This window comes from Cohnella lubricantis (assembly GCF_014212015.1).
Taxonomy (GTDB): Bacteria; Bacillota; Bacilli; order Paenibacillales; family Paenibacillaceae; genus Cohnella; species Cohnella lubricantis.
In genome coordinates, this window is record NZ_JACJVN010000036.1 from 1 (window position 1) to 10,317 (window position 10,317).

The 10,317-nt window shown below is 58.5% G+C and carries 12 protein-coding genes; 3 read left to right on the forward strand and 9 right to left on the reverse strand.

Annotated features, from left to right (window positions below; genetic code table 11):
- Nucleotides 1-107: 107 nt before the first annotated feature.
- Together H4Q31_RS10660 and H4Q31_RS10665 are read right to left on the reverse strand one after the other, a co-directional pair.
- A complete protein-coding gene (locus H4Q31_RS10660; RefSeq protein ID WP_185179066.1) occupies nucleotides 108-1,349 on the reverse strand; it encodes a glycosyltransferase family 2 protein in 1,242 nt (413 codons plus the stop codon).
- 452 nt (nucleotides 1,350-1,801) lie between these two features.
- The gene (locus tag H4Q31_RS10665) at nucleotides 1,802-2,326 is read right to left on the reverse strand and encodes a glycosyltransferase (RefSeq protein ID WP_185179067.1); all 525 of its coding nucleotides are present in this window, start codon (nucleotides 2,324-2,326) and stop codon (nucleotides 1,802-1,804) included.
- Nucleotides 2,327-2,534: 208 nt separating this feature from the next.
- Here H4Q31_RS10665 and H4Q31_RS10670 point away from each other — a divergent pair, with 208 nt between their 5' ends.
- The gene (locus H4Q31_RS10670; RefSeq protein WP_185179068.1) at nucleotides 2,535-3,059 is read left to right on the forward strand and encodes a phosphatase PAP2 family protein; all 525 of its coding nucleotides are present in this window, start codon (nucleotides 2,535-2,537) and stop codon (nucleotides 3,057-3,059) included.
- Here the strand turns inward: H4Q31_RS10670 and H4Q31_RS10675 are convergent.
- The 7 genes from H4Q31_RS10675 to H4Q31_RS10705 all read right to left on the reverse strand — a co-directional run bounded on the left by H4Q31_RS10675 (nucleotide 3,056) and on the right by H4Q31_RS10705 (nucleotide 8,598).
- Complete coding sequence (locus H4Q31_RS10675) at nucleotides 3,056-4,732, reverse strand: ABC1 kinase family protein (RefSeq protein ID WP_185179069.1); 1,677 nt, start codon at nucleotides 4,730-4,732, stop codon at nucleotides 3,056-3,058. The two genes, H4Q31_RS10670 and H4Q31_RS10675, sit on opposite strands and share 4 nt — an antisense overlap.
- Before the next feature lie 65 nt (nucleotides 4,733-4,797).
- Nucleotides 4,798-5,151, reverse strand: coding sequence for a phasin family protein (locus tag H4Q31_RS10680; protein ID WP_185179070.1), 354 nt, complete (start codon nucleotides 5,149-5,151; stop codon nucleotides 4,798-4,800).
- 58 nt (nucleotides 5,152-5,209) lie between these two features.
- Entirely contained in the window at nucleotides 5,210-5,812 is a 603-nt protein-coding gene (locus H4Q31_RS10685; protein WP_185179071.1) for a sterol desaturase family protein, read from the reverse strand.
- Nucleotides 5,813-5,851: 39 nt separating this feature from the next.
- Nucleotides 5,852-6,529 (reverse strand): LexA family protein, encoded by a 678-nt coding sequence (locus H4Q31_RS10690; RefSeq protein ID WP_185179072.1) that lies wholly within the window; start codon nucleotides 6,527-6,529, stop codon nucleotides 5,852-5,854.
- A 121-nt stretch (nucleotides 6,530-6,650) separates the two neighbouring features.
- A complete protein-coding gene (locus H4Q31_RS10695; protein WP_185179073.1) occupies nucleotides 6,651-7,349 on the reverse strand; it encodes an FHA domain-containing protein in 699 nt (232 codons plus the stop codon).
- 99 nt (nucleotides 7,350-7,448) lie between these two features.
- Nucleotides 7,449-8,231, reverse strand: a complete 783-nt coding sequence (trmB, locus tag H4Q31_RS10700; protein ID WP_185179074.1) for a tRNA (guanosine(46)-N7)-methyltransferase TrmB — start codon at nucleotides 8,229-8,231, stop codon at nucleotides 7,449-7,451.
- A 178-nt stretch (nucleotides 8,232-8,409) separates the two neighbouring features.
- Complete coding sequence (locus tag H4Q31_RS10705) at nucleotides 8,410-8,598, reverse strand: hypothetical protein (RefSeq protein ID WP_185179075.1); 189 nt, start codon at nucleotides 8,596-8,598, stop codon at nucleotides 8,410-8,412.
- 322 nt (nucleotides 8,599-8,920) lie between these two features.
- On the opposite strand from H4Q31_RS10705, the gene mnmL reads away from it, so the two are divergent.
- Nucleotides 8,921-9,889, forward strand: a complete 969-nt coding sequence (mnmL, locus tag H4Q31_RS10710; protein WP_245347375.1) for a tRNA modification radical SAM protein MnmL/YtqA — start codon at nucleotides 8,921-8,923, stop codon at nucleotides 9,887-9,889.
- On the forward strand, nucleotides 9,786-10,317 hold a 532-nt coding region (locus tag H4Q31_RS10715), incomplete at its 3' end, for an MnmM family RNA methyltransferase (protein WP_311771715.1). The genes mnmL and H4Q31_RS10715, both read left to right, overlap by 104 nt.

Consider the following 10,317-nt stretch of genomic DNA (forward strand, 5'->3'; position numbering starts at 1 on the left):
ATGCGTGGCGCACAAGAAAAAGGCGGCCATACAGGCCGCCAGGCAGGCTAAACGATTAACGACACCCTTCTAACGTACACGACACCTTCTGATATATCAAAGAACCGTTACAACACTTGCTTGCTCTGGACTTCCTCTAGGCGCAGCACGCGCGTATGCTCGGTGTGGCTCCACGTCTTGTTATTCTGGGTGAAGAACGCCCACAGCGTAATCGGCCACCACGAGGCCAGGTAGATCGGGAATAGCAGCAGCGACACGTACATTTTCCACGACCGAACCTTCTCAAGCGCCAACGCAAGCGGGAACTGCGCGATCGAGACGAAGACGGCTGCGAACGCCACCCACCATGGCAGATGCTTGTAGATGGAATCCAGCGCGGGCTCGCTTCTCAGCTGGTCGATCCACATGATGCAGGAGAAGATGGAGCCGAACAGCACGTTGTAGACCGTCACCGTGTACAGCGCGGTGTCAAACTTCGCGAAGTTTCTCTCCTTCAGGCTCGCCCAGAGGAGAGGGAAGAAATATTTGCGAGCGACGGTGAAATGGCCTTGCATCCAGCGCAGCCGCTGTCTCGCCGACGCCTTGAACGTCAGCGGCTTCTCGTCGAACACCTTCGCTTCGTAGTTCAGCACCGGATAGACGCCGCGTTTGACGCAGCGAACGGTGAACTCTAGATCCTCGACCAGGCTCGTCGCCCCCCACCCCATCTCCTTGAGAAGAGCGGTGTCGAAGCACATGCCGGTTCCGCCGAGGAAGTTGGCCATGCGAAGCTGCTTGCGCGGCAGCTGCCAGAGCCGGTTGCAGTACCAATAGGTGATCCCGTAAGCGGCCGTAATCCAGGAATCGTCCGGATTCTTCGTATCAAGATACGCTTGAATGACCTTGTGGCCGTTCATCAAATCATTGTTCATGTGCAGCAGATAGTCCGGATTAACCAGATTATCGGCGTCGAACATCACAATCGCATCGTACTGACGCGGACGGCCCCACAATTCCTTGAGCATCCACTCAATGGCGAAGCCTTTGCCTCGCTGATGCTGATTGAACCGTTCGCAGGCGTAGACGCCGGGAAATCTCCGCACGACTTCAGCGGTGTTGTCGGTGCAGTTGTCGCAGATGACGAAGATGTCGAACAACTCTCGCGGATACTTCAAGCGGAGCAGATTCTCCACCAAGGCGCTGATGACCTTCTCTTCGTTGTGCGCGGCAACCAGGATCGCGAACGATTTGCCCGGTTCGTGCTGAATGCTGGTCTGCTTGCGCTTAAGCCCGAACAAGGTGAGCGCGAATTGATACAGACCAACCATCGCAAGCAGCACTTGGACGATCAGAAATAAGCTGTTCCACATATTCGGTTGGTACCCCCTGAACCCCTTTTTCCTTGCGGTTCGTGCGCCCTGTTTATTTGGTTTGTATGGGCTGCTCCGATCCCGCAGTTGTACGTTTCTCGCTTCTTCTTCTCTCTCTGTTATCTGGTGCGAAAAACGCTTTTTAGATTGTCTTTGGAAATGACCTCTTTGTCAAAAGCCAGATTCCCCCATATCCAGCCTGAGCGGCTAAGAGAGAGGATTAGAACCGAATGGCGGAGGAATAAAGCGATCATCCTCCCTAAAGGAGCTTAAACCGCCGGATTCCTGCTCTTCCATGACTGCAGCCCTGAAGGCTCGCGCCAAAATCGTTCGCAGGTCCAGCAGCTTAACCAGCAGCGGTCCCGCTGCCGGCGACCGCATTCGTCATGCTGGCGAGCAAGCGGCCGAATACATCGTCCCACGTCCGGCTCCGCGCGTACGCGAGTCCGGAGCTATACGGAGATACCGAGCTGCGAGCGAGCCTCGCCCGCTCCCAGCACGGACTGCGACGGGACATAAATTGTGCGGCAAGGACGGTGGAACCAATGCAGATATCTCCATAGCAGTCTACCCATCCATTGCAGATTGTAAAACGGCAGATAGCGAACAAAGTGGGTGTGGTGCGAAGCGACGAGAGGGATGCCGTGCCTCAGAGCGAGACGCCGGCCGGTCATGCCGATGCCGAACGGTGTCGCGACATGGAGAATTGTCGGGCGAAAAGCAAGCAGTTTGCGCTCAGCGGTATACGAGAGGGGAGAAGCCATACGAAGCTCGGGATAGAGGAAGAAAGGAACGCTGGCCAGCCTCTCCGCGACGTCCGATGGATGGTGCTCGGTTCGCGGACGAGATGGAGCGAACACGATGACGGGGATGCCTTGCTTCTGCAAATAAGCGACCCAGCGTTCCAACGTCTTGGCGACGCCGTTCACTTCCGGAGTGTAGGTGTCCGTGAACAGCGCCAGCCGAATCTGATCCATATCCGCATCGCCTCCGATCCTTTTCCTCTATCTTAGAATCCGGAAGTTATCGGAAGATCAATGGGAAGTCAAATCATCGGCAATCACATCCATCTACACTCGTTTACACTCGGTTTGCGATGAGCTCATTCTGCGCGTACAATTGCGCGATACACTGAACTTGAACTTGTAAGCATTCGACAAAATGGGCAAAAGGAGAGCGATGGGAATGAGCCGGATCTACCGACTTCTCGAGCAGGTGGAGGGCCCTTTGTTCTTGCATGTGAACATCCGATGGAACCGTATGGTATTGAATCGCCTGTTCGCCATCCTCACGTTCATAGGCGGAGCTATATTTAGCCTCGGCTTCTCTCTAGCAATGGGATTGCTGCTGCCGGGCGAATGGAGCGCCGCCGGTTGGCAGGCGCTGGCCGCGATCGCGCTCAGCCATCTGCCCGTCGCGATCGCCAAACGAAGCGCGCCTCGCAAGCGGCCTCATCAGGTGTTCCCGCAAGCGAATATAGGCAGGCGGCCGCTGCAGGATCCGTCCTTCCCGTCCGGGCATACAACCGCGGCCTTCGCGATGCTGACGCCTTGGATGATGGCCAGCCCCGCGCTGATCCCCGCTCTCCTGCCGATCGCCATCGGCGTCGCGTTGTCCCGCGTCTACTTCGGGCTGCACTTCCCGAGCGACACAATCGTCGGGGCGCTGATCGGAAGCGCAACCGCGCTGTTCGTCTCGCTCTGGATTTAGAAGCGACCGGATCGGAAGATCGAGTAGATCAGCCATAAGAACATAAGCCCCGCCAAGCCAAAGCCGATCTCGATCGCCGGGATTCGCCAGAGCACGGTCTGCTGATGGCTGATCGACGAACCGATAATAAGACCGACCATCAAGATGCTGAACGACAACAGCACGATGCTGAACGACAAGCGGTTGCCGATTCGATCCAGCTTCTGCAGGAATGCTTCCCGCTCGGGTATGCTTAGCTCCAGCTTGATCTTGCCTTGCTTAGCGAGCGCTAGCAGCTCCTTCAGCTTGGCCGGCGTCTCGGCCAGCCATTCCGCGATCTCCGGAATCCGCTTGCCCAGCTTCAATGCAAGCCGAGCTGGATTCAGGCGATCCAGCAGCAGCTGGCGCCCGAACGGCTCGGCTGCTTGAATAATGCTGAATGTCGGGTCAAGCGACGTCACGACGCCCTCAAGCGTCATCAGCGTCTTCCCGAGCAGCGTCATGTCAGAGGGGACGCGAATGTTGTGCCGCCTCGCCAGCTCGAGAAACTCGCGAATCGATTCCGCGAGGCTAATCTCGCTAAGCGGGGCATTGTAATAAATCTCTCGCATTTCGTCCACTTCGGCCCGCAGCTTATTCCGTTCGACGTTATCCGGGACGAGCCCCAAGCGCTCGATCGCTCGAATGACGCCGTCCGTACTCTGCCCGCGCAGCGCGATGAGGAACGATGCGAAGTGCGCCTTCGTGTCTGGCGGGAGCTTGCCGACCATGCCGAAGTCAAGGAGCGCAAGCCGGCCGTCCTCCAAGGAGAGCACGTTGCCTGGATGCGGATCCCCGTGGAAGAACCCGTCGATCACGATCTGATGCAGAAGAGCCGTCACAAGCTTGCCCGCAATATCGGCGAGCGGACGCCCTTCCTGCAGAAGCTGATCACGGTCGGTCAGCTTAATTCCTTCCACCCGCTCCATCGTCAGCACTTTGTCGGATGACAATTGACGATACACGGACGGAATACGTATGTAGGGCAGCGCCTCGCTCAGCACCGCGAACTTCTCCGCATTCCGCCGCTCCCGGTCATAATCCAGCTCCCCTAACAGCGCAGCCCCCAGTTCTTCCGTCATCTCCTTCAGACGATATCGGCGCGCCCACTCCAGCCTCCGCTCCGCGTGGCGCGACAGCTCCGTCAAGATCTCCAGATCGGTCTCAATCGCCTTGCGGATATTGGGGCGCTGCACCTTAACCGCGACCTGCGCCCCGTCCGGCAGCACAGCGAAGTGCACTTGTCCAATGGATGCGGCCGCATGCGGCGTGTCGGTGAACTCGCGGAACAATTGCTCAAGCGGCGCTTGCAGCTGCTCCTCGATAATGCGCTTGACTTCCTCGAACGCGAATGGAGGAACGTCGTCCTGAAGCCGCCTCAGCTCCTCGATGAACTCCGGCGGCAGAAGGTCGCTCCGCGTGCTCGCAAGCTGTCCCAGCTTCACGAAGGTTGGCCCGAGCTCCTCCAGGAACATCCGGACGCGGATCGCGATCGACGATTTGTCCAGCTCCGCCCGCTCCGTCCACCTGAGGCGCATCGGCACGAGCTCCGCCAGCCCCATATCCTTCACGACGTAGCCGAAGCCGTACCGGACGAACGCAGATACGATCTCCCGATATCGTTGGAAATGCCGGATCCTCTTGCCGACGTCCATCCGGAGCCCCTCCCTTTGATTCTTGTATGCGAGATCCCGCTAGCCGTGACAGCCTCCCGCTTCGATTAGGGTTGGTCGGCGTCTTCCGCCTTGCCACCCGCCGGGTCTGCGGCGCTGAGGTCATGCTGCGCATCCAGCCGAGCGATCAGCATGTCGATCCGCTGCTCCAGCCGCTCAATATCCTCCTTCGTCGCCCAGGTTCGGTCGCCGAAGGCTTGGACGCGCTCCTGCACAAGGTCGCTCACCCTTCGCTGCGCATCCTCACCCTTCTTCAACAGGTCGTCAACGAACGCGAACGACTCCTCGCGGCTCATCTCGCCCCTTTTGACCAATTCGTCAACCAGCTTCTCCGCCTGCTCCTTGCCGGCTACCGCGAGACCAAGTCCCAGCGACACCGCCTTGCTGATCATATCTCTCATCCTCACCCGCTCCTCTCGTGAATGGTTTGCCATTTAGTGTGGGTTGCCGGACACGCTATCATTCCACCGGCCTGGAAGAGCCGGCAGAAACCCCTGCATGTCGAGGCTTACGCTGGGGTTTGTCGGTTCCCATCAAATAGTCCATCGCCGGATGGGATACGCCGTACCAGGCGTGGTCATCCATGAAGTGATGCAGCAGATGCTTCTTGCGCATCCATTTGCCCCACGGGGTGATCGGCGTAATCGGCCGATGGGCGACGTAATGCATCCATTGATAATACAACTGGAACAGCGCGGTGCCGGCCATCCAAGCAACGACAATGCCCAGATCTCGGCTTAGCGCCCACAGGATAATGAAATAAACGGCGTAAACGGACACATCGTAGCGAAGAGGGCTAAACAGGTGATGGATATCGTTCGGATGATCGTGGTGGGCGACATGCCCCCGGTACATGGCAGGGATGAGTTTGGGGAATTCATGAAGCAGATAGCGGTGGACGACGTACTCGAACACTGCGTATAACGTCATCCCAAGGAAGTAGTAGAGGACCGTGCGCCAGCCGCCGAACGTTACGATCGTTAAAGCGAGGCCGACGACAGCAAGCGAGGTAATGAATGCAATCATAGGATTGGTGAGAAATTCGCGGTAATAACGCGCCATTCGGAATGCCTCCGTTCGTCCCAAAAAAGTTTTTTTGAGTCAAACCAACGCTTCCAGCAGCAAATCAGACATCAGCTCTTTCTCGTGATCCGTCAGTCCGGCGACCGACTTCAAATAATGACCGGCCAATTCGGCGAGCTCTGCGCCTGCCTCCGCCATCGTCTGGCAGACGGCTCCCAGCACCGCGCCGGCGAACATCGTCATGCGCATCTCGCCCGACGGCGCCTTCTGAACCATCTGGCGGACGAATTCCTCCGTTCTTCCGCCGGCATGCTGAAGGTGCGCCAACAGAATGACGATGCTGTAGGCGCAGAAGTCTCTGCTTCGCTTCATGCGCTTCAGATCCGCGTTCATGCGCTGCAACGCTTCGCCAATGCCGCCGGCGCGAACGCCGCCGAGCAGCTTCAGCACAGCCGCCTTGGTCGCCTGCCATTCCTCCGGGTTCCCGGCAGGCTCGTCGGCCTCCGCCTTGCACAGCTCCTCCGCTTGCGCCGTTGGTGTGAACAGCACTTGCGAACGTCCTCCTTCCCCGCGATTCGGTCCGTAGCTGCGGATGAGAAGGCCCATTCTCTCGATCGCCTTGAGCATGTCATAAGCGGTCCATTTGCTGACGCCCAAAGCGCTCGCCAGCGTCTCATAGTGAATCGGCAGCTTCGTCGCGCGGTAGAGGTCGACCAACTGCCTTAGAAATTGCTTTCGCCGCTTAGTCAGCAGCAAGCAAGCTCGCCTCCTTCACGGTGTTTTTGGGTTTCTTGTGTATACTTCCATCATAAAACACTGGATAATTTAGTCAATACCAAATCAGGGGAGAACGCGCAGCGACGGAGGGCAAAAGCCTTTATCCATACTCGCCTGGCGTTATTTCTTGAAGGATATAGCCTTTGCCGCGGATATTCTCGATGAAGATCGTGTGGTTCGTCTTCTTGCGGATGCGGTACAGCAAGGAGTTGATCTCTTCGGTGCTGGCGGCGGACTGAAGGTCCGCTTCCGCTCGTTCGGGCCATACGTAACGGATGATCTCTTCCCTTCCGACGAATTGCCGTTCCTTGCGCACGAGCAGCTCCAGGCATCGATACTCCTTATCCGATAGTTGATGAAGGTCCTCTCCGAGCCGGATCGTCTGCCGGATCGGGTCCAGCTTGTAATCCCCTCGAAGGAAATCATTCGTCGGAACAACGGGCGTAAACTCCAGCGTCTCGTCCGTACGCACTGGAGAGAACGTCAGGATGACCATCCCGCCCGCGAAGCTGACCCGGTCCGAAGAGCCAAGCAGCGCGGGAACGAACGGTGTCAGCGGGTTGCCGTTCACCTGTGTGCCGTGCTTGCTGTCCAAATCCATAATCGAGCAGGAGCCGCTCTCGATGTCGATCGCCGCCTGCCTCCTGGACACGAACGCATTGTCAAAAGCGACATCGGGCTCCCATTCGCTGTCGCTTCGGCCCAGTACGATGCGGCCTGCCTCCTTCGGCAGCGTCAGTACGGTGCCCCATTCATATGGATGGCCTCGTTCAACGATGAAATAAGGAGATCGGTTCACAGGAACACCTTCTCTTCGCTAAGGTCTAATATCCGAATAAGGGTGAAAAAGCTCCTATGGCATCGGCCATAGGAGCTTGGTTCGCGGCGTCGGCTCGCCTTACGCCTGATCGTCGTCGTCCGCATCTGCCGATAGGCCGGCCTCTTGCCGTGCAGCGGCTCGCGCGCTCGAAGCCTTTAGCTCAGAGGCAACACGCTCGCGATGCTGACGGATCGCCTCGCTGCCAATGACTGCCTCAAGCCGGTAGATCGGCTTGCCCTGGCCGACGAACTTGGCTTCGTACTCCGTCAGGACGAGATCCTCGCGAAGCTCGTCCCGGTGCAGATCGAGCGAGATGCTGCGCATCTGCAGCAACGAGTCCGAGAAGCTGTTAAGCGAGAACTCGAACAGGCTGAGCGAATCGGTCTTGAAGTGGATCTCGCCCTTCTCGTTCAGCGCCCGCTTGTACTTCTCGAGGAAGCGGGGATGTGTCAGCCTTCTCTTCGCATGCTTGCTCTTCGGCCACGGATCGCTGAAGTTCAAGTAGATGCGCTCCAGTTCGCCGTCCTCGAACATCTCGCCAAGAAGCTCGACGTTGCCTCGCACGAGGAACAGGTTCGGCACTTCGTCCGAGCCCTTCTCCTTCCACACTCGGCGCGCCTTCTCGCTTCCCTTCCGCAGCAGCTCGTCATACATATCCATGCCGAGATAGTTGATCTCGGGATTGTTGCCGCTCATCCGGCTGATAAATTGGCCCTTGCCCATGCCCAGCTCGATATGGATCGGGCGATCGTTGCCGAACAGCTCGTGCCAGCGGCCCTTCCACTTCGCCGGTTCCAATATAACGAGATCCGTCTGCTTCTCCAGAACCTCGATTGTATGCTTCTTGCCTCGCAGTCGCATGCCTTGTCCTCCGCTTCCCTATCCGCGCATCGCCGGCAGCCCTCGATCGCGCTTGGCGCTTCGCCTGCCGGCCTTCACATTAACCGAACCTAATTGTGCCCAATTCCGGACGGATTGTAAAGTACAAAAAGCCGCCGCGTTCGCTTGAACGCGACGGCCTTACGGCTGAACAGGCTGATCAATGTACGGAGCGGCGCTCTTCGATTCCGTATTGGTTCTCAAGCGCTTCTTGCAGCTTCTTCTTCGCGGATACTTCCACGTTGTGATTGCTGTGGAACTTGATGCCCGCAAGCGCCATCGCTTCCTTGATGGTCAGCTCGACCTTCATCGTGTCGTCTCCCTGCGGGATCTTCACGGTAGCAGCCATGATCCTCACCTCTCGCTTTCTCCTGAGTTAGAAGATTAGGGATAAGTTGCCCCAGCAGCGGATCAGCTATGATTATAGGTGCTGTGATCTAGATGCGAAATTTGCAAAATTCCTTGATCTGATGCAGTTTTAATATAACACATCATGTAAGGTATCGCAAGAAGGAAGCGACCCAATGATTGCTGGCGGAGCGAAAATCATCTTTATCGGAAAGCGCTTTAATGCCAACCTTCGTTTATCGGGACACGGCCCCCGTTCTCGCTATCCAGCTCATTTTCCGTTACAATAATGAGAGAAATCGTTCGCAAGGAGATACGGATTAATGTCTAAGATAGATATGTCCCCTACGCTGCCGGTACAGCCGGCGATGTGGAGCGGCAAAAGATTCCATACATGGAACCACGAGATGCGCGAGCAGTTCGGCTCGAAGGTGTTCAAAGTGATGCTCGACGCAGGCTTCACGTGCCCGAACCGAGACGGCTCGATCGCCGCCGGCGGCTGCACGTTCTGCAGCGCTAGAGGCTCCGGCGACTTCGCCGGCAGCCGGCGCGACGACCTGATCACCCAGTTCAACACCATTCGCGACCGCCAGCATCTGAAGTGGCCGGACGCCAAGTATATCGGCTACTTCCAAGCGTACACGAACACATACGCGCCGCTGGCGACGCTCCGCGAATATTACGAGACGATTCTGCAGCAGCCAGGCGTCGTCGGCCTGTCCATCGCGACCCGTCCCGACTGCCTGCCGGACGACGTCGTCGATTACCTCGCGGAGCTGAACGAGCGCACGTACCTGTGGCTCGAGATGGGGCTGCAGACGGTTCACGAATCGACGTCGAAGCTGATCAACCGCGCGCACGATACGGCTTGCTATCTGGATGCTGTGGAACGGCTGCGGGCCAGAGGCATCCGCGTCTGCGCCCATATCATCTACGGGCTGCCTGGCGAGGACCGCGACATGATGCTCGAGACCGGTCGTCAGACGGCGCAGATGGACGTGCAGGGGATCAAGATCCATCTGCTCCATCTGATGCGCAAGACGCCGATGGTTCGGCAATGGCGCGAAGGGCTGCTGCGCTTCCTCGAGCAGGACGAATACACCCAGCTGATCGTCGACACGCTCGAGATGCTCCCGCCGGAGATGATCGTGCACCGCCTGACCGGCGATGCGCCGCGCGACCTGCTCATTGGACCAATGTGGAGTCTGCGCAAGTGGGAAGTGCTCAACGGTATCGACGCTGAGCTGGCCCGCCGGGATACATGGCAGGGCAAGCTGCGGACGGGACGCTGAGATGGGCTTCCTAAGCGTCCTGACCATGGCCCATCGATGGGTCGCGGAGCGCGCTGAGCCGGGCTCCATTGTCGTCGATGCGACGGCCGGCGGCGGCGTCGACACGCTGTTCCTCGCCCGGACCATCGGCCCGGGCGGGCATGTGTACGCGTTCGACGTGCAGGAGGCAGCGCTCGAGCTTACGCGAGAGCGGCTGGACGCCGAGGCTGCGGCGGTTGCGGCGGCGAACGCGCAAGGCAGCGAGCGGCAGCCAGCCAGCCCGGGCCGCCGCGGCGGGCTGGCGCCCGTGACGCTGCTGCACGCGGGGCATGAGCGCATGGCCGAGCTAATCGCGCCAGAGCATCATGGCCGCGTGCGCGCCGTCATGTTCAACCTCGGCTATCTGCCGGCCGAGGGCAGCGATCGCGACGTCATGACGCGGCCGGAGA

What these genes read in the sequence shown, in the direction of transcription:
- H4Q31_RS10660 (WP_185179066.1), bottom strand. Translation starts at nt 1,349, where the DNA reads ATGTGGAACAGCTTATTTCTGATCGTCCAAGTGCTGCTTGCGATGGTT.
- H4Q31_RS10665 (WP_185179067.1), bottom strand. Translation starts at nt 2,326, where the DNA reads ATGGATCAGATTCGGCTGGCGCTGTTCACGGACACCTACACTCCGGAA.
- H4Q31_RS10670 (WP_185179068.1), top strand. Translation starts at nt 2,535, where the DNA reads ATGAGCCGGATCTACCGACTTCTCGAGCAGGTGGAGGGCCCTTTGTTC.
- H4Q31_RS10675 (WP_185179069.1), bottom strand. Translation starts at nt 4,732, where the DNA reads ATGGACGTCGGCAAGAGGATCCGGCATTTCCAACGATATCGGGAGATC.
- H4Q31_RS10680 (WP_185179070.1), bottom strand. Translation starts at nt 5,151, where the DNA reads ATGAGAGATATGATCAGCAAGGCGGTGTCGCTGGGACTTGGTCTCGCG.
- H4Q31_RS10685 (WP_185179071.1), bottom strand. Translation starts at nt 5,812, where the DNA reads ATGGCGCGTTATTACCGCGAATTTCTCACCAATCCTATGATTGCATTC.
- trmB (WP_185179074.1), bottom strand. Translation starts at nt 8,231, where the DNA reads ATGCGACTGCGAGGCAAGAAGCATACAATCGAGGTTCTGGAGAAGCAG.
- H4Q31_RS10705 (WP_185179075.1), bottom strand. Translation starts at nt 8,598, where the DNA reads ATGGCTGCTACCGTGAAGATCCCGCAGGGAGACGACACGATGAAGGTC.
- mnmL (WP_245347375.1), top strand. Translation starts at nt 8,921, where the DNA reads ATGTCTAAGATAGATATGTCCCCTACGCTGCCGGTACAGCCGGCGATG.